The organism is Sporomusaceae bacterium (assembly GCA_031460455.1).
Classification (GTDB): Bacteria; Bacillota; Negativicutes; order Sporomusales; family UBA7701; genus Anaeroselena.
Genome location: JAVKTQ010000009.1, coordinates 92898 through 119236 on the forward strand (window position 1 = coordinate 92898; position 26339 = coordinate 119236).

General features: G+C 60.4%; 23 protein-coding genes and 2 tRNA genes. 9 read left to right on the plus strand and 16 right to left on the minus strand.

All coding sequences use genetic code 11. The features are described from left to right. Positions 1-115: 115 nt before the first annotated feature. From RIN56_13915 to RIN56_13925, 3 genes are all read right to left on the minus strand, one after another. Positions 116-1009, minus strand: a complete 894-nt coding sequence (locus RIN56_13915; protein MDR7867898.1) for a hypothetical protein — start codon at positions 1007-1009, stop codon at positions 116-118. A 427-nt stretch (positions 1010-1436) separates the two neighbouring features. Beyond that, positions 1437-2513, minus strand: a complete 1077-nt coding sequence (locus RIN56_13920) for a hypothetical protein (GenBank protein MDR7867899.1) — start codon at positions 2511-2513, stop codon at positions 1437-1439. Between the two features lie 31 nt (positions 2514-2544). Next, positions 2545-3858 (minus strand): hypothetical protein, encoded by a 1314-nt coding sequence (locus tag RIN56_13925; GenBank protein MDR7867900.1) that lies wholly within the window; start codon positions 3856-3858, stop codon positions 2545-2547. A gap of 190 nt (positions 3859-4048) precedes the next feature. Between RIN56_13925 and RIN56_13930 the strand changes: the two genes are divergently transcribed. Both RIN56_13930 and RIN56_13935 read left to right on the plus strand, forming a co-directional pair. Further along, positions 4049-5287, plus strand: a complete 1239-nt coding sequence (locus RIN56_13930; GenBank protein ID MDR7867901.1) for a M20 family metallopeptidase — start codon at positions 4049-4051, stop codon at positions 5285-5287. A 313-nt stretch (positions 5288-5600) separates the two neighbouring features. Continuing rightward, positions 5601-6512, plus strand: coding sequence for a serine hydrolase (locus RIN56_13935; protein ID MDR7867902.1), 912 nt, complete (start codon positions 5601-5603; stop codon positions 6510-6512). Between the two features lie 155 nt (positions 6513-6667). Here the strand turns inward: RIN56_13935 and RIN56_13940 are convergent, their stop codons facing one another. The 4 genes from RIN56_13940 to dcuC form a co-directional block, all read right to left on the minus strand. After that, entirely contained in the window at positions 6668-7576 is a 909-nt protein-coding gene (locus RIN56_13940; GenBank protein MDR7867903.1) for a DMT family transporter, read from the minus strand. Between the two features lie 210 nt (positions 7577-7786). Further along, a complete protein-coding gene (gene mgtA, locus RIN56_13945; GenBank protein MDR7867904.1) occupies positions 7787-10300 on the minus strand; it encodes a magnesium-translocating P-type ATPase in 2514 nt (837 codons plus the stop codon). Between the two features lie 50 nt (positions 10301-10350). Next, entirely contained in the window at positions 10351-11664 is a 1314-nt protein-coding gene (locus RIN56_13950; GenBank protein MDR7867905.1) for an amidohydrolase, read from the minus strand. Positions 11665-11686: 22 nt separating this feature from the next. Continuing rightward, the gene (gene dcuC / locus RIN56_13955; GenBank protein ID MDR7867906.1) at positions 11687-12973 is read right to left on the minus strand and encodes a C4-dicarboxylate transporter DcuC; all 1287 of its coding nucleotides are present in this window, start codon (positions 12971-12973) and stop codon (positions 11687-11689) included. A gap of 120 nt (positions 12974-13093) precedes the next feature. Here dcuC and RIN56_13960 point away from each other — a divergent pair, with 120 nt between their 5' ends. Continuing rightward, positions 13094-13252 carry a hypothetical protein gene (locus RIN56_13960; protein ID MDR7867907.1) on the plus strand — a complete coding sequence of 53 codons (159 nt, stop codon included), beginning with the start codon at positions 13094-13096 and terminating at the stop codon, positions 13250-13252. Between the two features lie 37 nt (positions 13253-13289). Next, on the plus strand, positions 13290-13517 hold the full coding sequence (locus RIN56_13965; protein ID MDR7867908.1) for a hypothetical protein: 228 nt from the start codon (positions 13290-13292) through the stop codon (positions 13515-13517). Positions 13518-13598: 81 nt separating this feature from the next. On the opposite strand, the gene RIN56_13970 is transcribed toward RIN56_13965, so the two are convergent. From RIN56_13970 to RIN56_13980, 3 genes are all read right to left on the minus strand, one after another. Beyond that, on the minus strand, positions 13599-14783 hold the full coding sequence (locus tag RIN56_13970) for a GGDEF domain-containing protein (GenBank protein ID MDR7867909.1): 1185 nt from the start codon (positions 14781-14783) through the stop codon (positions 13599-13601). A gap of 104 nt (positions 14784-14887) precedes the next feature. After that, complete coding sequence (ade, locus tag RIN56_13975; GenBank protein MDR7867910.1) at positions 14888-16588, minus strand: adenine deaminase; 1701 nt, start codon at positions 16586-16588, stop codon at positions 14888-14890. Between the two features lie 37 nt (positions 16589-16625). Then, on the minus strand, positions 16626-17387 hold the full coding sequence (locus RIN56_13980; GenBank protein MDR7867911.1) for a hypothetical protein: 762 nt from the start codon (positions 17385-17387) through the stop codon (positions 16626-16628). A 252-nt stretch (positions 17388-17639) separates the two neighbouring features. Here RIN56_13980 and RIN56_13985 point away from each other — a divergent pair, with 252 nt between their 5' ends. The 3 genes from RIN56_13985 to bfr all read left to right on the plus strand — a co-directional run bounded on the left by RIN56_13985 (position 17640) and on the right by bfr (position 19390). Next, the gene (locus RIN56_13985) at positions 17640-18101 is read left to right on the plus strand and encodes a hypothetical protein (GenBank protein ID MDR7867912.1); all 462 of its coding nucleotides are present in this window, start codon (positions 17640-17642) and stop codon (positions 18099-18101) included. Between the two features lie 137 nt (positions 18102-18238). Further along, a complete protein-coding gene (locus RIN56_13990) occupies positions 18239-18808 on the plus strand; it encodes a hypothetical protein (protein ID MDR7867913.1) in 570 nt (189 codons plus the stop codon). Positions 18809-18925: 117 nt separating this feature from the next. Next, entirely contained in the window at positions 18926-19390 is a 465-nt protein-coding gene (gene bfr / locus RIN56_13995) for a bacterioferritin (GenBank protein MDR7867914.1), read from the plus strand. A 64-nt stretch (positions 19391-19454) separates the two neighbouring features. Here bfr and RIN56_14000 read toward each other — a convergent pair whose 3' ends face one another. Further along, positions 19455-19928, minus strand: a complete 474-nt coding sequence (locus RIN56_14000) for a hypothetical protein (protein ID MDR7867915.1) — start codon at positions 19926-19928, stop codon at positions 19455-19457. 267 nt (positions 19929-20195) lie between these two features. On the opposite strand from RIN56_14000, the gene RIN56_14005 reads away from it, so the two are divergent. Both RIN56_14005 and RIN56_14010 read left to right on the plus strand, forming a co-directional pair. Further along, positions 20196-21062 (plus strand): substrate-binding domain-containing protein, encoded by an 867-nt coding sequence (locus RIN56_14005; GenBank protein ID MDR7867916.1) that lies wholly within the window; start codon positions 20196-20198, stop codon positions 21060-21062. 11 nt (positions 21063-21073) lie between these two features. Beyond that, a complete protein-coding gene (locus tag RIN56_14010) occupies positions 21074-22879 on the plus strand; it encodes a diguanylate cyclase (GenBank protein MDR7867917.1) in 1806 nt (601 codons plus the stop codon). A gap of 115 nt (positions 22880-22994) precedes the next feature. Here the strand turns inward: RIN56_14010 and RIN56_14015 are convergent. The 5 genes from RIN56_14015 to coaE all read right to left on the minus strand — a co-directional run bounded on the left by RIN56_14015 (position 22995) and on the right by coaE (position 26334). Next, positions 22995-23080, minus strand: a tRNA-Leu gene (locus RIN56_14015). 51 nt (positions 23081-23131) lie between these two features. Continuing rightward, positions 23132-23217, minus strand: a tRNA-Leu gene (locus RIN56_14020). 77 nt (positions 23218-23294) lie between these two features. Next, positions 23295-24944, minus strand: a complete 1650-nt coding sequence (locus tag RIN56_14025) for a peptide ABC transporter substrate-binding protein (protein MDR7867918.1) — start codon at positions 24942-24944, stop codon at positions 23295-23297. A gap of 161 nt (positions 24945-25105) precedes the next feature. After that, positions 25106-25672 (minus strand): lytic transglycosylase domain-containing protein, encoded by a 567-nt coding sequence (locus RIN56_14030; protein MDR7867919.1) that lies wholly within the window; start codon positions 25670-25672, stop codon positions 25106-25108. Between the two features lie 62 nt (positions 25673-25734). Then, a complete protein-coding gene (gene coaE, locus RIN56_14035; protein MDR7867920.1) occupies positions 25735-26334 on the minus strand; it encodes a dephospho-CoA kinase in 600 nt (199 codons plus the stop codon). Between the last annotated feature and the right edge of the window lie 5 nt (positions 26335-26339).

Sequence of the window (26339 nt, forward strand, 5' to 3'; positions counted from 1 at the left end):
CCTCGGCTGCCATCCTCAGCGTACGTTCGTGTACGCTTCCGGTGTCATCCTCCGGTGCGCCTTGCATCTGGAGCTTTTGAAACGCCTTCCGGCAGTACAAGAAAAGGTCTTGTTTTCATTCTTTAGTCTTCACCATATCAAACGAGCCGAAAAAGTTAATTAAATTTGACATTTTGGACTTAAATGTTGCGTAATTCAAAATAACATACATGGATGGATAATTATTGGCTACCCAATCGACATAATGTTCAAATCTACCATACATCGAAGTGGCAAGAGGCTGGTTAAATTTTCGTATTTTTTCCTCATTAAAAATCTCTTTGAATTTTTCTCTAGTAAAGCGATTCAATTCGTTATCTGGTGTCTCGCGAAGTATGACAATATCTTTTTGTTCGGCGACTTCTTCAATATTTTTAGCCTGTCTAATGTCATTAATCGATAAACCCTCTTTTATTCGCCATAATTCCGCTGTAGTTACAATAATAGGTACTAAAACAAATATTGGTGTCTTGTAGCCGAATGAGGCTAATTGGATATCAAGGCTGTGAATCAAATTATCAATCACAGCAAATTTCAGTTGCTGAATACCTTCTTTAATCGCTTTAGGATTACTATTGTCACGTAGTAATTCCACTCCTTTATAACAGAGGCTATATTCCTGATTATTGAATCGCCCATAGTTTAATTTATATGTGGACAATATATCAAGACTGGTAAATGTTTCGCAAAATTCACAATAAAAGAATTCATATCGATCAGGTGTAAATACCCACTTTGTATTATCATGGCGATATTTACACTCTATAAAAATGTTTAATTTTAATTTTGAATCGTATTCTTTTTGGCCAAAAATATCTGTAGAAAATGTAATTGGAATCCCATTCTCATTTAATCGTTCATATTTATACTCTGATGGATGCGAAATGTTCAACTCCTCCAAAGTCTGCCTGACATCATGCTCAAGCGGAAGCCCTGAAGATAAAAAAATTTCTTTCCAATCTTTACTCATTTATTATTCTCCATTTTATGGTTTTGTGTTTGAATTCTGTAAATATGAAAAAAAACCTTTGAATACTTTTTGCCTTCTTTATGATATTGTTTGCGACTTCCCCCGGTACTGGTCACCCAAGCGATGATGGCGGCGAAATTGCTAACCTCATCGGCGACAGCACCGTAGCAGCACCAAATTCACGTCCATGTTCAATTGTCGCTTCTCGCGGCCGTCCATGGCTGCTCGTGCGGTGCTGTACCCGCAAGGGGCAGGCCGCAGTTCTAAGCGCTAAAGCGCTAAGAACTTGCGCACGTACCGGCTCCTTCGCCAAGTAGCGGCCGCCGGCCTCGCTCTGGCACGGGGGGGTCGCCCCAACGCCGGGGACGCCGCAGGCGGAAAAGACACGGAAAAACAAAAAAACTCCCGGATTTCTCCGGGAGTTTTGCTAATCGAGGACAATCTCCTCCGTCACCACGCGGCGCTCCGGGCCGGCCAGGTACTGCACGACGATCACGTCGGGCTTCCCCCACTCCACCTTCAAAACTGCCTTTCGACGTACTTCCACCAGTGTCGTGAATTTCTGTTTCATTTTTACTTCTTTGTAATAGCCCTTGTTGTCAAACATGTCCCGTATTATCAGCGTATCGGCGCTCGCTATATAAACGACCCGATTGCCGTTCTCGGCCAATACTTCATCATACCTGTCCGAGCGTTTCTTAGCTTTGATATCATAATACTCGCTGCTGCTGTTTCCGGGGTGGTATACCTTGCGGATTCGCACGATATTGTCGTTGTACATCGTAACTGTCGGCCCGGTCAAGGGTCTGTCAAAGTAGATTTCTTCCTTTTCCTCGTCAAAAATTCTGATCGTATAGCGGTAGTCTACGTCCTTCGTCACCTTAAAATGCTTCTCGTCCGCCAACGTTTCGACCGGCACGACTATGAGCTTGTAACTTTTACCGTCCCATCTGTATAATCTTAACCCTAATATCAATTCCTTCCAGGGAGAAATATCGCTGGCCCGCACACCGATCGGAACCGCCTGGATCACAAAGTGCCCGACATGATTCAACCTATCGCTATCATCATAATAAGAAATCCCCAGGGTTGCCGACGTGCTCACGCCGTGATAGAACGGATGGAGTAACTTCCAAACCAAATCCAGCCTGCCGTCGTTGTTGAGATCCGCTTTGGCTATCGCTATAAGGACAGTCTGCTTTGTAATCGCTTCCGCTTTTTCAAAGTCAGCAGCGTAGTGTCTCCTTATAAGGCTTCTCTCTTCGGCGAAATCCGTCGTCGAGAAATCCAGCCACTCGATTTTATCCCCGTAAATTTTCATAGACTCAGCGCGGATATTGGCCGAGTAGTCTGGAAGCCCGGGTTTGCTTTTTGCTGCCGCCTCGTTGACGACGGCTTCCTGCTTCGCGGACGCTTCAGGGGCCTTGTCCCCGTCCTGCGCGGCAAAAAGGAGCACCGCGCCCATTGCCACAACGACAACAATGACGACGATGCTCCTCTTCACGACACATCCCTCGCTCAACTTCCTATTTTTGTCATTCTTTATCTGGATTATATCCCAATATCTCCGTCAAGTCAAACCCCGCCTTCTTCTCCAGGTATTCAGTCCCTTTCGTGCCGAAACCGTCAGCAGGAATACTCCCGCCCTCCAGTAATTTCCCTAAATCGCCGATGCCAACAAGGTGACAGGCCGCCAGCAACCCGGACGCCGACACCTTGACGCCGTGGATTTCTTTCCCTATGTACTTGTCATAGCCGTTATTTCGGATATACTCCCAGTTTTTCTTGATGGATGCCCTTATAGCAGCTTCCTGTGCCTCCGGGCTATTGAGGAAATCCTCGTAAGAATTGACTCCATACGCCTTTGCCTTATCCGTCCATGTTCCATTGAACTTATTGCTGTAGTTAGCTTTTGGTGCCCCATCGTCAAGGTAGTCGTAATAGAAACCTGCATCAGCCAACGCCGCGTCTCCCATTTGATACTTACCGATATAACCGTATTCTTTGTTCCTGGCTCTATAGTCGTTGCTTGATTCCCTCTCACCCAATTTGTCCAAATAACCAGTTAAACCGCGGTTGGTACCCGCATCCTTTGCACCTCCACCAGTTACGTTATTACCTGGTGCTTGACGCTCCCCCTGCGGCAGCGTCATATCCCCGTATGCCCCGCCGTCCGCATACCCGCCCGCGTAGGGACTGGCGGCTGCCGTATTCGTCCCTCGCCCGTCGGTGTTAACGTCATTACCGCCTGCCGTATAGCTCAGCGGCCTGAACGCATCACCACGGCTGGGGGAAAATATATCGGCAGCGTTTTTCCAGAACGGCCTTTGCCCCAGCAGCTCCCATCCTTTCATTTCGAAACCGCCGTTTTCATTAGGCGTAATCTTCCCTGTCTCCGGATCGTACGTAATCCCATGCAAATCCGGCTTCATCTCCCTGTTGCCGGGTGGCGTTGGCACGCGCGGTTCAGGTTTCAGCGCAGGCCATTCCTCCTCATCCTCCCCGTTGTCCCAGCCGTTGAGATAAAACTCCTGCCCCTTGGGTATCGCACTCTCATCGTACGGCTGGCCGAACATGCGCAGAATCCGCGCCTTCAGCCCAGGGTCCACCGGCCGGTACACCGGCTGCCGCCATTCAGCCTCCCGCCTCCGGTTGGCTTCATCCATTTTGCCAAGCTCCCACTCGATGTCCTCGTCATCCATCCCCGCCAGGCTCGGCTCATACCCCAGCGCCTTCATCCTCCTCAAATACTCTTCCTCTCTGCTTCTCGCGTTCATCTTCACTCCACCCCTTCTCGCCGTTTTCCGGCATAAAAAATAGAAGGCCGCCCCCTTGGCGGTCTTCTTCACGATACCATCATATCACACCATTTCGCCCAAACAGTCCACTAAAAGTCCACTTTTCGTCCAAAGCGGCATTTTTACAAAAATATTTTTCGTGGCTTGCCTCTGGCCGCACAACACATCCTCCCCCTATTCCCCGCCGCTCCTTTCCGTGGTAAAATATGGCTATAAGCCTACTATAAAGGGGGAAATGACCATGTGGAAAAAAGTGCTGATTGTCGTCATGGCGCTCGTTCTTATGTCGGCCGGCGTATGCCTCGCTGCCGGCAAGCAGGACGTCTACGCCAACGTCGACGCCATGCAGCAAAAACTCCTCCAGATCAACGACTTCATCCACGACAACCCCGAAACCGGCAACAAAGAATTCAAAGCCGTCGAACTGCTAACCAAGACGCTCGAGGAAAACGGTTTCAAGGTTGAAACCGGCGTCGCCGGCCTCAAAACCGCCTTCGTCGCCACCTATGTCAACAAAACCGGCGGCCCCACCATCGGCTTCCTCGCCGAATACGACGCCCTCGACAAACTCGGCCACGGCTGCGGCCACAACATCATAGCCTCCGCCGGCGTCGGCGCAGGCATCGCCCTCGCCAAAAGCCTCGGCGACATCCCCGCCACCATCGTCGTCTACGGCACCCCCGCCGAAGAAACCACCAGCGGCAAACTGCCCATGGTCGCCGCCGGCCTCTTCGACAGGCTCGACGTCGCCCTCATGACCCATCCCGGCGACCGCACCACCGTAGGCGCCAAATCGCTCGCCCTCAACCTCATCGACTTCATCTTCGAAGGCAAAGCCTCCCACGCCGCCGCCTCGCCCGAAAAAGGCATCAGCGCCCTCGACGGCGTCATGATGCTCTTCAACGGCATGGAATACCTCCGTGAGCACGTCCGCTCCGACGTCCGCATCCACGGCATCGTCACCGACGGCGGCGCCGCCGCCAACATCGTCCCCGAGCGGGCCGCCGCCCGCTTCTATGTCCGCAGCGCCGACCGCACCTACCTCGACACCGTCGTCGAGCGCGTCTACAACATCGCCAACGGCGCCGCCATGATCACCGGCACCAAAGTCACCATCAAAGAAATCAAAGCCTACGACAACAAAGTCATCCTCGACAGCCTCAGCGAACTCCTGCTCGAAAACGCCAAAGCCCTGGACGCCAAGCAGATCCTCCCGCCGCCCGAGAGCACCGGCTCCACCGACTTCGGCTCCGTCACCTTCCGCGTCCCCGGCGCCGAACTCGGCATCGCCTTCGTCCCTGTCGGCACCCCCGGCCACTCCCAGGCCTACGTCCAGGCCGGCACCACCGCCGCAGGCCACGCAGCCGTAATCGTCGCCGCCAAAACCCTCGCCGCCGCCGGCTACGACCTCATAACCAACCCCGAACTCCTCAAAAAAGTCAAAGCCGAATTCGCCGCAACAAAAGCCCCTAAAAACTAACCCGAAACACGAAAGAGCGGGGGCAGCCCCGCTCTCCTCGTCCCCCGCACGCGCTCCCCCGTCAATCTCCTCCAAAATAATCTTCGCCCAAGGAGGAGTTTTTGCCGTCAGAGCGAAGGTAAATATTGTCATAAATCTTACACCGTTTTCCCCAGCCTATAAAGTGCTGCTTCATTTATTGAGCGTAAATGAAATCCAGCAACAAAGGTCAACTTTGTTGCTGGATTTTCTTTTTGAAAGGAGGGATTGGCCAAAACCTCGTAAAGCCTGGTACTTCCCGCGGCTCAACCCCAAAAGCGAAAGGAGAGTAACAATGAACACCAAACTGACGGTAGCGGTATTCACCACCCTCATGCTCGTGGCCGTGGCTGTTCTGCCCGGCACGGCGAGCGCCGGCGACCTCCTTACCTCAAAGTGGCTTGCCGACCAGATCAAAAAAGAATGCAAAGACCAAACCACCTACCACTCCATCTACGTCAAGGACCTCGACTCCGGCCTGTACACCTACCTCAACCCCATGCGCCACAAAGCCGCCAGCCTTATCAAAGTATTCATCATGGCCGAAGCCTTCAACCAGAAGAAGCAGGGCAAGCTCGACTTCAGCGAAGTCGTCACCATCACCAAAAGCGATCAGTACGCCTGGGGCTCCCTCGATAAGGTCCCCGCAGGCACCAAAGTAACCGTCGGCGAACTCGTCGAGCAAATGATCGTCGTCAGCGACAACACCGCCACCAACCTCCTCATCCCCAAACTCGGCATGGACAACGTCAACGCCCTCATCAAAAAACTCGGCTGCACCGAAACCGTCCTCGCCAGAAGAATGCTCGACTCCGCCGCCGCTAAAGCCGGCCGCGAAAACTACACCTCCCCCAAAGACATGGCCATCATCCTCGAAAAACTCTACAACAAAGAATGCGTCGACCCGGAAAGCGACCAGAAAATGCTCGACATCCTCGCCCGCCAGCAGTGGAACGAGCGCATCCCCGCCAATCTCCCCCACGACCTCAAAATCGCCCACAAAACCGGCGAACTTGGCGGCGCCCTCCACGACTGCGGCATCGTCTTCGGCCGCCAACGCGACTACATTCTCTGCATGATGACCAAAAACGTCCCCGAGGAACACCTTGGCTACGACGACAACAACATCCTCATCTTCAACGACATGGCCCTCATCTCCAAACTCATCTGGAACCTCCTCGACGATCCCATCTATGTCAAAGACTGAACCTAGCGCCGCGCGAAGCAAGGCGGGGGGACTTCCTCCGCCTTGCTTCTTTCCGACCGTCTAGCGGCCAACCCCGCGCAGCGCACCCTCTTCTAGTCCACAACAAAAAAGCAATCCGCCGACGGCGGATTGCTTGCTTCCGTGACAAGATCGCTCTATCCCTTCTCTTTCGCCCGGCCGAGCCCCAGCACCCCGGTCCCCAGGCAGACCCCGGCCAGCACCAGCGCCAGCGCCGCCAGATGGTTCCAGTGCAGTTCCTCGCCGAGCCACAGCGCCGCCATGAACACCCCCGCCACCGGGATGCCGTTCTGGAAAAGCGTCGTCGTCGACGCCCCCACCCGCTGGATGCCCATATTCCACCACACCGCTCCCAGAGCGGTATTCACGAAGCTTGAGAACGCCAACACCGCCAGCGGCGCTGGCGCAAACGCCCCCTCGTAATACCACGCCTCGTTCGTAAATAAACCGAGCGCAATCAGCAAGGCCGACCCCATAAGCATGCTATAAGCCGTCACCAGCAGCGGCGACACCAGCGCCGTGCCGCGCTTGATAAAAAACGTCCCGGCCACGAACGCCAGCATCGACGCGACCATCACCGCATCGCCGGCCAGGCTCGCCGCGCCGCGCGTATCGCCCGCCACCACCAGCAGCACCCCGCCGAAGCCCAGCATGATCCCCAGCCCCTTCTGCCAGGTAAACGGCTCATGCATCAGGCGGCTCGCCAGCAGCGCCACAAATAGCGGGCTCAAGCCGAGGATCAGCGCCCCGTGCGTCCCGCTCGTCTCGGCAAGCCCCCACGACATCGTAATCTGGTGAAGGAAAATCGTAAAGGCCGCCGAACCGCCCGCCATCAGCCACGCCTCGCGCGAAAGCCTATGGTACCCGTGCTTGTACAACACCATCGGGAAAAGCACGCCCACCGCCAGCGCCAGGCGGATGGGCGCCAGCGCCAGCGGCGGAAAAAACTTCGTCAGATACTTGATCATTATCACATTTATCCCCCACAGCGTCGCCACCAGGGCAAGCAGCAGGAAAATCGCGTAGTCCGTCCGTTTGTCCAGAATATTTCACCCCAATATTGTCCCTGTTACTCCAGCGCCGCCGCCCAGAGCGCCAGCTCCTGATCCTCGGCCGTCGTTCGGCGACGTCCCGTCCCCGGCTCTTCCGACTTCACTGCCTCCTTACGGCACAACTCCGTATAAATTCCACATATTCCGGCCAAGCCCTTGCGGACCGCCGCCCTTTTTCACTTTATGAAACGCCGCTTCCCGCCCTCACCAGCCGTGCCGGGCGAAAAACCACCGTTTCACCCCTTCCACCAGCACCAGATACGCGGCCACCAGCGCGGCCACCGTCGCCAGATAAACAGCCGGCAGCGGCACAAAGCCGAAAAACTCGCCCACCGGCGTATACGGGATCGCGACCCCCACCGCCACGCACGCCAGCGTCGACACCGTCAGCCAAAAGCTCGCATGGCTGCGCAGCACACTGTAGCGCGAGCGGATCACGTGAATGACCAGCACCTGCGTCGCGAGCGACTCCACGAACCAACCTGTCTGGAATAAGGCCTCCCCGGCCTGGAACCCGTAAATCAGCACCGAAAACGTCAGCACGTCGAACAGCGAACTCACCGGCCCGAACACCAGCATGAACCGCCTGAGGAACTTCAAATCCCACCGCCGCGGCCGGCTGATGAACTCCTCATCCACCGCATCGCCGGGGATGGTCACCTGGGAAACGTCGTACAGGAAATTGTTCAGCAGGATCTGCACAGGCCGCATCGGCAGAAACGGCACCATCACCGACGCCACCGACATGCTGAACATATTGCCGAAATTCGAGCTCGTCCCCATCATGATATACTTCAGCGTATTCGCAAACGTCCGCCGGCCCTCCACCACCCCGTCCTTCAGCGCCGCCAGGCTCTTCTCCAGCAGGATGATCGCCGCCGCCTCCTTGGCCACGTCCACCGCATTGTTCACCGAAATGCCCACATCCGCCGTCCGCAGCGACGGCGCGTCGTTGATCCCGTCGCCGATATAGCCCACCACATGCCCCTTGCGTTTCAGCAGCGCGATGATCCGGTTCTTCTGCACCGGGTTGAGCCTGGCGAACACCGCCGTATCGTCGATCAACCGCGACAGCGCCTCGTCCGTCAGCCTGTCCACCTCGGCCCCGCTCATAATACGCTCCACCGGGATACCGACATCCGCGCACACCTTCCTGGCCACCAAGTCGTTGTCGCCGGTCAGCACCTTCACCTTCACGCCTAAAGCCTTCAGCTCGGCCAGCGTCTCACGCACCGTCTCCCGCGGCGGGTCGAAGAACGCCAGCGTCCCGCTGAAAATCAGCTTCTCCTCGTCCTCGGCCGTGAACCCGCCGTCCGCCGCCACCGGCTTGTACGCCAGCGCCAGCACCCGGCGCCCCATCTCGCTTTCAGCCGCGATCCGCGCCTCGATGGCGCCGCGCGTCTCGTCCGTCAGCGGCTTCACCTGGCTATCCTCCCAGTAGAAAGCGCAGCGGGGCAGCACGCTCTCCGGCGCCCCCTTGGTGATCAGCGTCCGTTCGCCGGCCCGTTCCACCACCACCGACAGCATCCGCCGCACGAAATCGAACGGGATCTCGTCCGCCTTGGCGAACTCCCCCGCCTCCGCCGGCGGCGTCCGGGCGGCGACCGTCATATCGAGCGGATTCTTCAGCCCGCCCTGCAGCGTACTGTTGAGGTACGCGTGAAGCAGCACCGGCCCATCCTGCCCGCCGTCCGCCCCCTGCCAACCGACCAGCTTCATCTCCCCCTCGGTCAGCGTCCCCGTCTTATCCGAACACAGTACATCCATGCTGCCGAAATTCTGGATAGCCGCGAGCTGCTTCACGATGACTCCCCGGTGGGACATCGCCACCGCCCCGTTGGCCATATTGATCGTCATAATCATCGGCAGCAACTCCGGGGTTATCCCCACGGAGATGGCCACCGCGAACAGGAACGACTCGAACAGATCGTGCTTCAGGAAAGCGTTGATGAAAAAGATCGCCAGCACCAGCACAACGATAACTCGCATCAGCATAAAACTGAACTCGCGGATGCCGCGCTGAAACTCCGTCTCCGGCCCCGCCATCGCCAGCGTATGAGCGATATGTCCGATCTCCGTCTCCCGGCCGGTGGCGACGACCACCGCCCGGCCCATACCGCTCGTCACGTTCGACCCCATAAACAGCGCGTAATCCATATCCGTCAGGGCCACGGCCTCCTGCGCCACGGCCGACGCCCGCTTCGCCGCCGGGAAAGACTCCCCGGTCAGCGACGCCTGGTTGACGTACAGATCCTTGGCCTCCAGCAGTCGCGCGTCGCCGGGCACCACATCGCCAGCGGCCACCACGAACACATCCCCCGGCGCCACCTCGGCCAGCGGCACCTCGCGCTCGCCGCCGTCCCGGATCACCGTCGCATGGACGGCCACGCGCCGCCGCAGGGCCGCCGCCGCCGCCCCCGAACGATACTCGTGGTAAAACTGCAGCGCCACGCTGAGCACCACCATCACCGCGATAATCAGCGCCCCGCTCACCTCGCCGAGGAAATACGACAGCACGGCCGACACCAGCAGCACCGCCACCAGCGGATTAGCGAACAGGCGCAGCAACGCGATCAGCGCCCCCGCCGTCTCATGCTCCCCAAGCACGTTCGCGCCGTAGGCGGCCAACCGCCTCGCGGCCTCCGCGCCCGTCAGCCCGTTTTTACCTGTCGCCAGTTCGCGGCAGATATCCTCGACCGACCCGTTCAAACGTCCCATGCCAGCCCCCAAAAAACCGGAAGCCGCAGACCAGCCGCGGCTTCCGGAAATTATTTCATTGGCCGCGTCAGCGTATCGGCCGCCAGGCACGCCATCAGCGACGCCGCCAGCGGCAGCGCCTCCTCGTCGATATCGAAGCGGAAATCGTGATGCCCGGCCGCCAGCGCGGTCCCCACCATCACATACGCCGCCAGGCCGCCCCGCTGCTGCACCCGCTCCATCAGGAACGTGCAGTCCTCGCTGCCGCCGATATTGCCGGCCGGCAAAATCTCGCCGAACAGGCCGCTGCGCGCCGCAACCTCGCGGACGCGCTCCACCAGCGCCGGGTCGCTCTCGCAGCCGGCTGCGCCGCCCATCTCCGCCATCGCCACCTTCACATCGTACATCATCGCGGCGGCCTCGACAATCCGCACCGCCTCCGCGTACACATACTCGTTGATGGCGCTCGTCGTCCCCCGCGTCTCCAGCTTCAGCACCGCGTTCGCGGGGACGACATTGCGGCCCGTCCCGGCCTGCAGCACGCCCACATTCACCCGCGACGCCCCCTGGCTGTGGCGGGAAATAGCGTGCAGATTCACCGCCGCCGTCGCCGCCGCCAGCAGAGCGTTCTTGCCCGTCTCCGGCGCCGCCCCGGCGTGGGCCGGCACCCCGGTGAACACCGCGTCCAGCTTCGTCGTCGCCAGGAACCCGACCGTATTGCAGGCCATCTGCCCAGTCTTCTTCAAATTAACGCCCAGATGCATACCGAGAATCACATCCGTATCGTCCACCACACCGGCGTCCATCATCGCCTTCGCGCCGCGGACCCCTTCCTCGGCCGGCTGGAAAATCAGCTTCACCGTGCCCGCCAGCTCGCCCTTCAGCGCCGCCAGCACCTCGGCCACCGCCAGGCCGGCAGCCGTATGGCCGTCGTGTGCGCAGGCGTGCATCGCGCCCTTGTTCACCGACGCGAACCCCTCGCGGTGCGGCCGGTGTCCGGCCTCCTCAGCCTCCACAGCGTCGTTGGCGTCCATATCGAAGCGCAGCGCCACCGTCGGCCCCGGCTTGGCGAACCTCATCGTCCCCACCACGCCGGTCTTGCCGCCCTTCATCTTCGCCACCCACGCGGGATTTGCCCCCTGAGTCAGCGCCCGTTCCATATGGCGTTCCAGCTCCGCGGCGCTCGGCAGGCCCATCATACTCCCCGCCGCCATCACCTCGTCGCCCGCCTCCACCTCATAACCCAGCTCAGTCAGAGCGTCGGCCACCTTTGATGCCGTGCGAAACTCCGTCCAGGCCACCTCGGCATAACGGTGAAAATCGCGCCGCCGTTCAATCATCTTATCCTTCAGCTTATTTGTCAGCTCAATGATCTTCCTGTCCATGATCGGGCCCCTTTCCTGTCGCTTACAATAGAATGAACATCACTACGATTGCCGCCAGGACCATGCCCAGCGCGTTGCGCTTCGTAATCTCCATCGGATTCACGCTCGCCAGCGCCGCGCACACGATCGCCGCCCCGGCCACCGGCGACATCGACCGGCCCAGCGCGCCCGTCAGGAACGCCGTCGACCCCATCGGCAGAATCTCAAAGCCGAACTGCTTCGCGTGAGGCGTGATCGCCCCGTTGAAAGCCAGCGTCGCCGCATCGCCGGAGCCCGACAGCACCGCCACGATAAACGGCCCGAACGTCGCCGCGATCTTCGCGATGCTCTCCGAATGCTTCATAAACTCGATCAGCGCGCCCGTCAGGCCGATGAGCTTCATCCCCTCGTTGAACACCGCCGCGCCGATAATAATGCCGATTACGCTCGCATAAGCCTCGCCCATGCCGGAGAAAAACTGCTTCGAAAGATCATCGGATTTGACACTTTTATAACTTACCAGAAAACCGAGGAACACGCCGGCGATCATTGCCTCCGGCACCGTAAAGGCGTGAATCGCCTTAAACGCCGCAACCTTGGGGAACAGCTTGCCGAGGCTGCCGGCAACCAGTAGCAGCAAAGGAATTACCGGCACAATCGCCTTGATAATGTTGACCTCGAACTTGGCAGCCTCGCCCTGGACAAGGGCCGCGCCTTCGTAACCGCGGTCCTCCTTGCGGATTATCGCCACCGCCGTCAGCGCCGCGGCAACAACCACGGCTCCCGCCAGCGACGCCATCGTGTGGCCGGCGATGACCACCATCGGGTCGGTTATGCCCGCCAGCTTGGCGATGAACGGGTTATGGGCGTTGCCGGGATTGAACGCGCTTCCCCACGTCCCCGCCAGCACCGCGCTCGCCGCGATCGCCGGATGCACGCCCGCGCTCATTAGCGTCGGGATCAGGATCGCGCCCACCGCCGCCGCGCAGCCCGCCGCGCTCGGCAGCGCGATATTGATCGCGAACGTAACAATCACCGTGCCCGGGATGAGAATCGACCGCGCCTTCGTCAGCGGCGTCGCAAGCAGATGCACGAGATGCGCATCGCACTTCGTATACTTCATCACGAACGCGAAACCCATGACCGTACAGATTACCGGCACCAGTCCTTCGTTGACCATCGCCTTGCTGAACGCCGTAAAGGCGGCCGGCAGCTTGCCCGACAACAGCGCCATCAGCGCCCCGGACAAGAAAAGAACCATCCTCGTCTCATACCGTTTGATGATAGCCGCAAACGTCAAAATAACAATCAATCCGCCAAGCCAGACCATCAATACACCTCCTAATAAAATAAGGCCTTGCAACTCTTATATATTCAAGCGGATTGCGCCTATTCCTTCTTCTCCCTTTTCACACACTGAAGAAAAAGCACTAACATATTATGTAATATAATGCAAATCCAGGAGACTTCCCGCAACACCCTCACCCAGACTATCCTCTGCGAACACCCTTTCCGACGCCATATCCTCGGCGGCCCCGCCCGCGCCTTGAAGCCCGACCTCCGGCGCGGCGCGACGGAACCTAGCGTCACCGAAAAGCATATTATGTAAAAAAGACTGTCCCCGTCAACCGAAGGAGGTGCTTGCCTTGTACCCGCGTCGCTACCCCCTCTGGGAAGACCCCGAAATCGAAGATTGGCGCGACGACTACCCGGATGACTATTCCCGCCTCTGCTTCCCCCTGGCCGCCATCGGCGCCATCGGCATCGTCGGCGCCCTCGCCTACTGCCGTCCCCGCTACGGCTGCTTCCCCTATCGCTGCTACCCCTACCGGTCCTGCTCCCCCACCTACATCTGCTATCCCCGCCGCGCCTAATCCCACGCCGGCAAACCCGCCGCACTGCAAAATCTGTCTGCCCATGTAAAAACCGTTCCTCGCAAAATTGGGAACGGTTTTTTACGTGCACACCCTGTTGCGGCCCTGCTCCTTCGCACGGTACAGCGCCTCGTCGGCCCGCTTCAGCGTCTGCTCCGGCAGCCCCTGCCGCCCGCCGCCCTCGGCCGCCCCGATGCTCACCGCCACCGACACCCGCTTCGCCGCCTTCGTGCCGCGGACCACGAACGCCCGCGCGGCGATCCGCTGCCGCACCTCCTCCAGGCACGGCCGCGCCTCCTCCAGGCCCACCCCCGGAAACACGACCGCGAACTCCTCGCCGCCATAGCGGAAAGGACGGCCGCCCCCGGCCACCTCCATCACCAGCGCCGCCACGAGCCGCAGCACATCGTCGCCGACATCGTGGCCGTATTTGTCGTTCAACTGTTTGAAATGGTCGATATCCACCATCGCGATCGTATACTTGTCCCCCAGCCTGGCCAGCTCCTCCTGCAGCGCCCGCCGCGAAGGCAGACCGGTCAGCTCGTCGCGGTACGCGATCGAATACGAATCCTCGATCGCCGCCACCGTCAGCATCGCCGCCGCCGCCGCGAAAAACAGCGGCAGCGCCGCCGGCTCGCGGAAATGAAAAGCAGCCGCCACCGCCGGCAGCACGTACAAAAACGCCCCCTCCACCGGCGCGGGACGCCTGAACTGTTTCAGCGCCAGCACCGCCGCCCCCGCCGCCAGCAGCAGCGCCGCCGTCCGCGGCAGCGCCGTCGTCCCCTTGAGCGCCAGCGAATCGCGGCCGATAAACGCCGCCACCTCCCTGTCCTGAGAAGCCACCAGCACCGCCGCCAGCAAAACCTGTCCCGCCACCAGCGCCAGCCTCGTCCGGCCGGCCGGCGTAAACAGCCCCTTCTCCCGCAGCAGCGAAAAAATCAGGATATTCACCGGCAGCAGCACCGCCGCGAAATAAAAAACCGCGGCCTCGTACAACCGGGCGTCGAACCCCGCCGGAACCGGCAGGGCAAGCGCCGTCTCCGCCAGCGCCAGCAGCAGCAGCACAACGAAAACCCGGCTGCGGTTGAAGCCGGCGCTCAGCGCCATCCCCACCGCCGCCAGAATAAACGAAGCCATCGCCAGCATCCCCGGCGCCGCCGGCGGCAGCGCCGCCCGCTGCCCGAAAGCCAGCGCCGCCGCGGCCAGCAGCGCCAGCGGCACGGTCAAAAACCGCCCCGCCAGCTCCCGCCCCCTGTTTCGTTTCAAATCCGCCATGCGCCGTTTCAACTTACCAGGCATCCTTACCCCCGCATCCCTGCCGGCTCTTATACTTCCCCGGTAATTCTCGGCCGCGGCCGTCTTTTCCTCCCCTACGCCTCCCATAGCCCGACGAACGCGAACCGCTCCACGTCCACCAGCCCCCGGTCGGTGATCTTCAGCGCCGGGATCACCGGCAGCGCCAGAAAAGACATCGTCATAAAAGGCGCAGGCAGCGTGCAGCCCAGTCCGTGCGCAGCCGCCTCCACCCGCGCGTGCTCCGCCGCCACCTTCCCGGCCGGCTCGTTCGTCATCAGCCCGCCCACCGGCAGCGGCAAAGCCGCCAGCACCTCGCCGTCCGCGACCACCGCCAGCCCGCCGTGCATCTCGCCCACCGCCTGGGCCGCGGCCTCCATATCAGCCTCGTTCTTCCCGACGACGATCACATTGTGGCTGTCGTGGGCGACCGAAGACGCCAGCGCCCCGCGCTTCAGCCCGAACCCCCGCACCAGCCCCACCGCCACATCGCCCCGCCGGCCGTACCGTTCGACCACCGCCACCCTCGCCAGCTCTCCGTCGGCCGCCACCTCGGCGGCCGTCAGCGTCACCCGGCGGGTCATCACCTGACCGGGCAGCGCCTCGATCACGTTCGCCCGCGCCCCCGCGGGCGCCGGCGGCAGCGCGAACCGGCCCTTCAGTTCCGGCAGCCGGACAGTATCCGCCAGCCTACCGGCCTCCGGTCGCGGCGTCTCGACTACCAGCCTCCCGTTCGCCGCCACCAGCCGGCCGCCCTTATAAACCCTTTCCACCGCGAAATCCTTCAAATCGGTCACCAGCACCAAATCGGCCCGGTATCCCGGCGCCACCGCCCCCAGGCCGGCCAGCCGGTAATGCCTTGCCGGATGCAGCGTCGCCATCCGCACCGCCGTCACCGCGTCCAGCCCGGCCGCCACCGCCCGGCGCAGCACATTGTCGATCTCCCCCTCGCCGAGCAGGTCGGCCGGGTGGCGGTCATCGGTGCAGAAAGAAAAACAGGCCGCGTTCCGCTCCGTAACCGCCGGCAGCAGCGCCAGCAGATTCTTCGCCGCCGACCCCTCGCGGATGATAACATGCATCCCCAGAGCGGCCTTCTCCCGCGCCTCCTCCGCCAGTGTACACTCGTGATCGCTGCCGATCCCCGCGCTCAGATACGCGTTCAGCTCCCGGCCTCGCACCAGCGGGGCATGGCCGTCGACCGCCAGACCCCTTCCCTTGGCCGCCGCAATCTTCGCCAGCACCGCCGCGTCGCCGGCCAGCACACCGGGGTAATTCATCATCTCCCCCAGCCCCGGCGAACCTACGGCCGCCAGCGCCGCCGCCACCTCTCCGGGGCCGAACTCCGCCCCGCCCGTCTCCAGCGGCGTCGCCGGCACGCACGACGGCACCGTATAAAAAATATCCAGCGGCAGCCCCTCTGACGCCGCCGCCATATAATCCAGCCCCTCCCGGCCGGCCACGTTCACTATCTCATGAGGATCGGCGACCACCGCCGTCGTCCCGTGCGGCGCCGCCGCCGCCGCGAACCCGGCCGGCGACAGCATCGTACTCTCGATATGCACATGGGCGTCGATCAGCCCCGGCAGCACGAACAACCCGCCGGCATCCACTACCTCCCGGCCGGCCGCGTAATCGCCCAGCCCGGCCACCACCCCGTCCTTCACCGCCACATCGGCGACGACCACCTCGCCGCTGAAAACATTCACCACCCTGGCGCCGCGCAGCACCAGATCGGCCGGGGCCTCGCCCCGCGCCACCGCGATAATATCCCGCGTCACCCCGCAAGCCTCCCTTATTCGCATACCCTAGCCACCCCTACTCCTTCTCCCCGTCCCCGGACTCGATGACAACCGAAGCCTCGGGATCGAACGGATTGGTGCGCAACGCCAGCGAATACAGATATGGATAATCGCGCCGCAGGTGGTTCATATTCCGCAGCCACTCGGCAAGCATGTGCCGGTACGCCCGTTTGATATCCATCGACAAATGGCCGTAATCCGCAGCGGGCAGATTGTCCAGCGTCGGCCGGTGCTCAAGCTCGTCGCTCAAATGAGTCACCGACAGCAGCAGATCGGTAAATGACTCGTACTGCGTCAGGCCGGGGCTCTCCAGCAGCGTGAGCAGGAACCTCCGGTGTACGCCCAGCAGCGCCTTCAGCGCCGCCAGATCCCCCTGTCTGCTGTCCATATCCATGCGGCAGTTGGCCAGCATCATCCTGGCCTCGATGAAACGCCTGTCCTGCCACGACTTATCCACCCTGACAAGGGCCGCCACATCGCCCGGCTCCTTATCGAACATCTGCAGCAGCTTCAGCAGCTCCGTCCCCAGCTCGCCGAAAAAAACGCCGACAACCATATTCAGCTTGCTGATTGTCGCCTGTTTCTCCCGCCAATTCAGCCACTTGTCGATAATCAGCGTTATCAGCACCACATGCACCGGCACGAACGCGATATCTTCCAGCAGAAAAATAAAAATATGATGGGCATCGCGGAAAATAATAAAATGCAAAACATACAGCACCGCCGACAGCACCGTCAGCAGCACCCCCATGCGCACAAACCAGTTCTGTTTTTCCAAACGGGGACACCTCCAAACAAGAATCACCATAATATTTCCATAGCCGCCGCCCCTTCACCTCTCTGCCGCCGGTCAGCCGTCCCATCACCCCTCGCCGGTCAGCCTTTTCAGCGGACACTGCCTCTTCTCGCCCGATATTTTAAACTTTTGTCAGATTATTATTGAGTTTTTGTATTACATTCTTTGGCGCAATGTCATAATTTTGTCACACATTCTGGCTACAATTAGAAACAAAGGAAAGGGGGTGGCAAATTGAAAAAAATATTCCTCCTGACTCTCATGGTCCTGGTTCTCTCCCTGGCGACGACCGCGAGCGCCGACGCCAAACACAGCCACGGGCGCAGCCACAACTGGTCCCACGCCAAATACAACAACAGCAGCTGGCATCGCACCCAACACAGCACGGTCACCATCAGCTGGCACCAGCACCGTAGCCACTACGCGCCGGCCAGATACCGCATGGAACGCATCCGCGACCACCGCTGGCACGATCGGTTCCCCGGCCTGCAGGCCTACCGCTGGCACGACAGTCACGGCGAAGGCTTCTGGTACCGCGGCCACCGCGTTAACGAAGGCGTATTCTTCTACAACGACGCCGACGAACTCGTCAGCATCGGCTTCATGCACAACGGCGCCTTCATCTTCATCCGCGACGACCACAGCGGCTTCGAAAACCGCGACAGCTTCTTCCTCTCGTGGTCGAGCCGGCACTGACGACTCCTTTTCCCTCCGATAAATATTTCCCCTTCGGGAAGGCTCGCGCCTTCCCCTTTCCTTTATCAGCCAAAAAAGGAATTTCCCTGCTTTATACAGAATATTTAGATAACAAACAAAAACGGAGGTGATCGCCCGTGAACCTCGCCTACGCGCTTATCGGCCCTCCCTCCTGCGGCAAATCCACCATCGCCAGGGAACTGACCAAATACGGCGTCACAGAAATCGTCGGCTACACCACCCGACCTCCCCGGCCAGGCGAACAGGACGGCGTCGACTACCGCTTCATCGACAAAGACACCTTCGCCAACACCGACCTGATCGAAAAAGTCACCTACTCCGGCCACTTCTACGGCCTCGGCAAAAAAGAAGTAATGGGCAAACTCGAAAAAAACCCCATCTGCGTCGTCGGCGTCGACCGCAACGGCTTCGACCAGCTTAAAAAACTCCTCGGGCAGCGGGTCGTATCCATATTCATCCTCATCGACGAAGCCACCATCATCGACCGCGTCATCGAACAGGGCGGCAACCCCGACACCGTTCAGGAAAGGATAAACTACGCCAAAACAACAGGAGAATTCGACCACTGGCAGATCGCCGACCATGTCGTCAAAAACACCGGCTCCCTTGAAAACACCGTCCGTCAGGTCATGGCGATAATGAAGCTCGTCGACCTCCGGTCGGCGACACCCCCGCCTCAACAATAAATATTATTAAAAAACAATATCTATAAATAAACTAAAATCAACTAAAAATCAAGAAGGTTTTTCCAATCCGAACGCATAATAATAATCAATATACCATCAGAAAAGGGAGGCTAACTCATGAAAGGCAACCCGAAACTTATCGAAACCCTCAACTCGCTCCTCGCCGACGAACTCACAGCCATCAACCAGTACATCGTCCACTCCGAGATGTGCGCTAACTGGGGCTACAGCAAGCTCCACGACCAATTCGAAAAACGGGCCATCGGCGAAATGAAACACGCCGAAACGCTCATCGCCCGCATCCTCTTCCTCGAGGGCATCCCCATCGTCTCCAAACTCAAAGACATCCACATCGGCGCCGACATCCCCAAACAACTCGCCAACGACCACGCCGCCGAAGAAGGCGCCATCGCCGCCTACAACGCCGCCATCAAGCTCGCCGGCGAAGTCAACGACTTCGCCACCCGCGAAATCCTCGAACACATCCTCCAGGACGAAGACGAGCACATCGACAAAATCGAAGAACTCCAGGACCAGGTTGGCCATATGACCCTGCCGATCTTCCTCACCACCCAAGTCTGATCCCGCAATCAAAAAACTCCCGAAGAAACTCTTCGGGAGTTTTTTTTGCCCCTGCCCTTCAAAATCAGCGGCGCAGCGCGAACTGGTGCGACGAAGGCCGCCAACCCTCGTGACCGAGGAAAATCTCGTCAGCATTCGCCTGCATCCCGTCGACCATCAGGCTGAACGTAAGATGGTTGCCGCCCATCACCTTAAAATCCAGGCCATCCACCGCCCCGGCCGTATGGAACTTGAAATGGATAACCTTCTTATTGTTATCCAGCCAAAAATGATCCCCGTACTCCAGCTTCTTGCCGTGGACCGCCGTAAAATGCCCGTCAGTCTTGATCGTGCCGCTGAACGGCAACGCGAACATCTTCGTATGCACCCTCATATGCATGCCGTCATTGTCGTGCCAGATAAAATACCCCCGCACATTCCCCTGCGCAAGCGCCGCCGGCACCCCCTCCACCGGCGCGTGCCAGGCCAGCGCCGTCCCGGCCGCCAATACCAGCGCCGCCACCAGCACCGCCACCGTAACCAGTCTCTTCACACCCATCACCCTTCCGCCATTTTGCTACTATCCTATACGCCAGCCCGCCCTTTTAGTACAGCCCCGGCAAATCCCCGCAAAAAAGCGCCCGGAGCGCCGCCGCTGCCTGCCGCCGCGATGTTGCCCCCGCCCCGGCGCTCCTGTCCATCACCCGGATAATTTATCCGCATGCAGGACAAATGTCATAATACATAGAATTTAGATATTAATCTTACACGCACGTTCAATTTTGCCCGTTTTTATCGAAAATTGCCCACCCATGGAGGCACCAACATGTGCAACCTCCGCAACGCCCTGCTCGCCGCGATCCTCAGCCTCATCCTCGTCGCCGGCTGCTCAGGCGCAGGCAACGCCCCCTCGCCCGCCAAACCCGGCGCCGACGCCAAGCCCGCCGCCTCCGGCCGCTTCATCGTCGCCGGCTCAGGCACCAACCTGCCCATCACCGGCAAACTCGCCGACGCCTACAACAAAAAAACGGGCGCCGCCGCTGTCGAAGTGCCGAAAAGCATCGGCACCGACGGAGCCGTCAAAGCCGTCCAGGCCGGCGCCCTCGAACTCGGCCTCGTCTCCCGGCCCCTCACCGACGCCGAAAAAGCCTCCGGCCTCGTCGAAATCCCCTACGCCCGCGTCGCCATAATCTTCGCCGCCCACCCTGGCGTCCCCGACACCGACATAAGCCACGACGACATCGTCAAAATCTATCGTGGCGAAAAAACCTCCTGGCGCGACGGCCGGCCCATCGTCGTCCTCATCCGCGGCATGCACGACAGCTCCAATATCATACTATACGGCCTCATCCCCGGCTATGCCGACGTCATAAAAGACTCCATCGCCCAAAAACGCTGGCAAGTAATGTACCACGACATCGACATGGCCGAAGCCCTCCGCGCCAAACAGGGCGCCTTCGGTCACACCGACTCCGCCGAAATCAAAATCAACGCCGGCATCAAACCACTCGCCATCGGCGGCGTCGCCCCCACCGACGACAACATCAGAAGCGGCCGCTACCCCTACGTCAAACCGCTCTCCTTCATCCACAAAGGCCCCCTCAGCGAACGCGCCACAGCCTTCATCGCCTTCGTCCACTCGCCTGAAGGCCAGACCATCATAACCGACAACGGCGGTACGCCGCTACAATAGGTGATAGCCAAGTGATAGACCGCATCGGCTTCTCCCGGCAATTCGCCAAAAGAATGCGCCTCCTCGCGGTGGTGACCTGGATCATCATCAGCATTGCTATGCCCGCCACCTACCTTGCCCTCAGCTACGGCGACCGCCACCGTTCCGCCGACCTGCGCGGCGAACTCCTCGCCGACAACATCAAACAAGCCATCCACGACAACCCCGAACTCTGGCACTTCGACATCCCGCGCTTCCTCGAAGTCGCCCACCGGTTCCCCGACTCCGAGCCCATCGTCTCCGTCCGGATCTTCACCGACACCGGCGTCCTCGCCTACGAGGAAAAATCCGGCCCGGCCGCCATCCTCGACATGACCACCCGCACCCCCATCAGATACAACAACCGCGTCTACGGCACCCTCGAAATCGTCGAAAGCATCGACCACCTCTTCCTCTCCTCCTTCCTCGCCCTCAGCCTCTTCTGCCTGCTCGGCGCCGCCATCGCCTACACCATATACCGCTTCCCGCTCGGCATCGTCCTCGCCGCCGAGCGGAAAATCTACGGCGTTGTCGACGAACTGCAGCACTCCCGCGACGACCTGCGCCGGCTCGCCGACCGCGACGCCAAAACCCGCCTCTACAACACCGCCTACATGATCGAACAGCTCAAAACCGAAATCGACGTGGCCGACGAACACAGCGCCCCCTTCTCCGTCCTCATGCTCGACATCGACTACTTTAAAAAATACAACGACAAATTCGGCCACGTCCAAGGCGACGTCCTGCTCACCCAGCTCGCCGACCTCCTTACGCGCCTCACCCGCAGCCGCGACACCCTCGGCCGCTTCGGCGGCGAGGAATTCCTCCTCCTCATGCGCGGCGCCGGCGAGGACGAAGCCCGCGAAGCGGCCTTTCGCCTCCAGCGGGCCGTCTCCACCCACGGCTTCCCCGGCGAAGACAGCCAGCCGGGCGGCCGGCTAACCGTCAGCATCGGCCTCATCGCCTACCGGCCCGGCATGACCGCCGAACAAATGCTCCACCACGCCGACGGGGCCATGTACGCCGCCAAAGAAGCGGGACGCAACCAGGTCTGCATAAGCGACGGCCAAACCTTCACCAGGGACGGCGACAAAATCATCCGCGTCGCCGACATCGCCTTCGCCAGCGACACCATCGGCCAGCTCATCGAAAAGCTCGAAACCGCCTCCCGCCGGCAGATACCCTCCGCTCACGTCTCCACCCTCATGGGCTTCCTCAAAGCCCTCGACTCGCGGGAAAGCAACACCGCCCAACACTCCCTCCTCGTCAACAAAATCGCCATGTCCATCGGCCAAAACATGGGCCTCTCCGAAAAAGAACTCCTCCAGCTCAACTGGGGCACCCTTCTCCACGACATCGGCAAACTCGCCATAGCCGACTCCATCCTCCTCAAACCCGGCTCCCTCACCCCCGAAGAATACGAAGCCGTCAAACTCCACCCCACCTTCGGCTACGACCTCCTCAAAAACAACGACTATCTCGACGCCGCCAACAAAATCATCCTCTACCACCACGAGCGCTGGGACGGCGACGGTTACCCCTACGGCCTCAAAGGCACCCAGATACCCTACCTCGCGCGCATCTGCGCCGTCGCCGACGCCGCCGCCTCCATGGCCGAAGACCGGCCCTACCGCAAAGCCCTCACCCCCGCAGGCATCGTCGCCGAAATCCGGCGCAACGCCCAAACCCAGTTCGACCCCGGCATCGTCGCCGTCTTCGGCATCCTCGCCTCCTGCGTCCTCCCCGCCGTCGCCGACGCCCGCCTCATGAACGAAATCAAAACGGTCCCCGGGGCCTGAGCCCACGGGGACCGTTCTTTTTTTTGCCTAAACGGCGGTCTCCCGGCATATATGCCGGGAGACCGCCTGCAAAACAAAAAAGCTTACGGACAATCCGTAAGCTTCTTCTTTCCTATGGTGCGGTCGAGTGGATTTGAACCACCACGAGGTTGCCCCCGCCAGCCCCTCAAGCTGGTGCGTCTGCCGTTCCGCCACGACCGCGAGTAAAAGGATATCCTGTTTTTTTGCCTAAAACCGAAGCCCAAAGATTTATGGTGCGGTCGAGTGGATTTGAACCACCACGAGGTTGCCCCCACTAGCTCCTGAGGCTAGCGCGTCTGCCGTTCCGCCACGACCGCGTTTCATCCTTGAGCCGCCGTTTTTGGCGACAAAATTATCTTACCACAAGCCCCTGTCTCAGTCAATACCTTGTCTGCTACCTTTTTTTGGTCAGGCCCCACTCGCGCGCGTTCCAGAGATTGCCGGCCTGAGTCGGGTTAGGCTTATAGTTTACCACCGTATCGCGCACCGCGTCAACATTCGAGCGGAAATACAGCGGAATAACCGGGACCTCCTGCGCCAAAAGCTCCTGAACGCGCAGATACGCCTGCCGCCTCGCCCCCACATCCACCAGCCGCGCCCCCTGCTCGGTCAGGCTGTCCACCTCGGCATGGCGCCAGCCGGCATAATTCTGCCCCTGCCAATTATTGCCCGCCCCAGGGATATTGCGCGAATGCCACAGACTGACATTATCGGGATCCAGCCCCGCCACCCAGGCGAACATCGCCGCCTCGAAGCGGCGGGCCCTGAGCACGTCGCCGAAAAACGCCGGCACATCCACCAGCCGCACCGTCGCCTCCACGCCCGCCTCCTTAAGCTGCTGCGCCACCTCGTTGGCCACCGCCTCGCGCGTCTTATTGCCAGACGTCGTCACCAGATTGAAAGACAGGCGTCGCCCGTCCTTCGCGAACACCCCGTCCGCCCCCGGCTTAAAGCCCGCCTGCGCCAGCAGCTCCCTCGCCGCCGCCACGTCGCGGCCCGGCGGCTTCACCGTCGGGTTATACGCCCACGACAGGGGCGACTGGTCGCCCGTCGCCACGCTGGCCGCGCCTTTCACCACATTAGTCACGATCGCCTGACGGTCCAGCGCCAGCGCTATCGCCCGCCGCACCCGCGCATCCTGGAAAAGCGCGTTGTCAAGATTGAAATCGAGATGCTCCCAGATCATGCTCGGCGTCATCACCGCCCGCACCCCGCTCACCGCCCTCACCTGATCCAGCTGGGCGCTGCCCACGTTGCTGACGATATCCACCTCGCCGGCCTTGATCTGCGTAAGCATGATATTGCTGTCCGGAATGATCTTGTACACGATGCCGTCCAAGTTCGGCCGGCCCTTGAAATACGCCGGATTGGCCTCCAGCACGATCGCTTCGGCCAGGCGCCACTCCTTGAACTTGAACGGCCCCGTCCCCACCGGCGCGCGGTTAAAGGGCGCCTTATTCACATCCTCCGCGTTTGCCAGCAGATGCCGGGGAAGAATCGTCGTAAACAGCGTCAAATACGGCGCGTAATACTGCCGGAACCGCACCACCACCGTCAGGGCGTCGGGCGTATCCACCGCGCTGATCCTGTCATAGCCGTCGCGGGAAACCACGTTAACCCGCCTGTTCATTATCAGCTCCCACGTGAACTTCACATCCGCCGACGTGAACTGCCGCCCGTCGTGCCAGGCGACCCCCGGCCGCAGGCGATACGTCACCGTCAGGCCGTCCGGGCTGACGCCGCCGTTCTGCAGCGTCGGCACATCGCTCGCCAGATCGGCCAGCCACTCGCCCTTGTCGTTCACCTGCACCAGGCCGCTGAAAACCAGGCTGCCCACCTCGGCGGTCGCCACCAGGTCGGAAAGCATCGGATTGAGCGTGTTCGGCTCCAGCAGACTGCCGTAGATCAGCTGCCCGCCCGGCTGCATCATCGCGGGCGTCGGCGCCGCCGGCGCCTCCGGGCGCCCCGCCTTCTCGCGTCCGCAGCCCACAGCCAGCAGCGCAATTATCACCATAAAGGCAATCACATATCTCCCGTACCTCAAAACCCAACCTCCCAAGTTCACCATGATGTGCTGCCGGAAGCGGTTTAGTAGGCTCCAGCTGCAAGGCGGACCGAGGACGCGCCGCGACGCGTACTCGGACGTACGCTAGCAAGCGCCCGCAGGGCCAACGCCGCAGATGGACCTAATAAGCCGCTTCCCCCTTATCTGCCATACAAATCTCTATACCGCTCGCGGGCCGATAAAACCTTCTTCACATACTCCCTCGTCTCCTTATACGGTATCCTGTCGATGTCCCGGAAGCCGCGCTCCCAGCCCATCTGGCGCATCCACTGGTTCACATTGCCGCGGCCGCCGTTATACGCCGCCAGCACCAGGATCTCGTTCTCCCTGAACTCCTTCTTCAGCGACGCCAGGTACCACGCCCCGAAACGGATGCTCGTATCCGGGTCGTTCAGCATCCCGGGCTGAAAACCCTCCTGGTCCACCTGGCTCGCCACCCACTGCCCCGTCTCGGGCATCATCTGCATAAGCCCCATCGCCCCCTTGGGCGAGCGGGCGTTCGCGACGAACTTGCTCTCCGTGCGGATAACGGCCGCGATCAGAAAAGGATCGACCTCATACTCCGTCGCATAGAAAAACACCTTTTCCCGGTACGGGAAAGGGTAGATATATTCCCGTTGAAACCAGTCGCTCTGGTACACGATAAAGCCGGCCGCCGCCGCCAGCATCGCCAGCAGCGCCAGCACAGCCACAGTGGTCTTGCGCAACATAATCACTCCGTCATCCATGCTCCCTATAAACTATGTTCGTTGGTACCGATTAATGTCGCCTATCTGCCGCCGGCCGCCCCGCGCCACGCCGCAGCCACCTGCACGGCCGTGTCCTGCGGATCGCCGCTGTTGTCGATAACAATATCCGCCCGGCGGGCCTTCTCCTCCAGGCTCATCTGCGCCGCCACGCGGGCCGCGGCCTGCGGGGCCGTCAGCGAATCCCGCGCCGTCAGGCGGCTAAGTTGGGTGGCCGCATCCACGTACACCACCCACACCTCATCCACATACCTGTCCCAGCCGGCCTCGTACAAAAGCGGCACATCCAGCACCGCCACAGCGCAGCCTTCCCGCTCCGCCGCCGCCAGCGCCTCTTTGGCCGCCGCCGTGATGCGCGGGTGGGTTATGCTCTCCAGAGCGGCCCGCGCCGCGCTGTCGGCAAACACCAGCTCGCCCAGCTTCGCGCGGTTTAGCGAGCCGTCGGCCAGCAGAATATCCCCTCCCAGCCAGGCGACAATCTCCGCCAGGGCCGGCCGGCCGGGCTCCACCACCTCGCGGGCGATAGCGTCGGCGTCGATCACCCTCGCCCCCAGCTCCCGCAGTATCCTGCTCACCGTACTCTTGCCGCTGGCGATGCCGCCCGTCAAACCGATAACGCGCACGCCCT

What these genes read in the sequence shown, in the direction of transcription:
- RIN56_13915 (MDR7867898.1), bottom strand. Translation starts at nt 1,009, where the DNA reads ATGAGTAAAGATTGGAAAGAAATTTTTTTATCTTCAGGGCTTCCGCTT.
- RIN56_13930 (MDR7867901.1), top strand. Translation starts at nt 4,049, where the DNA reads ATGTGGAAAAAAGTGCTGATTGTCGTCATGGCGCTCGTTCTTATGTCG.
- RIN56_13935 (MDR7867902.1), top strand. Translation starts at nt 5,601, where the DNA reads ATGAACACCAAACTGACGGTAGCGGTATTCACCACCCTCATGCTCGTG.
- mgtA (MDR7867904.1), bottom strand. Translation starts at nt 10,300, where the DNA reads ATGGGACGTTTGAACGGGTCGGTCGAGGATATCTGCCGCGAACTGGCG.
- RIN56_13950 (MDR7867905.1), bottom strand. Translation starts at nt 11,664, where the DNA reads ATGGACAGGAAGATCATTGAGCTGACAAATAAGCTGAAGGATAAGATG.
- dcuC (MDR7867906.1), bottom strand. Translation starts at nt 12,973, where the DNA reads ATGGTCTGGCTTGGCGGATTGATTGTTATTTTGACGTTTGCGGCTATC.
- RIN56_13960 (MDR7867907.1), top strand. Translation starts at nt 13,094, where the DNA reads ATGCAAATCCAGGAGACTTCCCGCAACACCCTCACCCAGACTATCCTC.
- bfr (MDR7867914.1), top strand. Translation starts at nt 18,926, where the DNA reads ATGAAAGGCAACCCGAAACTTATCGAAACCCTCAACTCGCTCCTCGCC.
- RIN56_14000 (MDR7867915.1), bottom strand. Translation starts at nt 19,928, where the DNA reads ATGGGTGTGAAGAGACTGGTTACGGTGGCGGTGCTGGTGGCGGCGCTG.
- RIN56_14005 (MDR7867916.1), top strand. Translation starts at nt 20,196, where the DNA reads ATGTGCAACCTCCGCAACGCCCTGCTCGCCGCGATCCTCAGCCTCATC.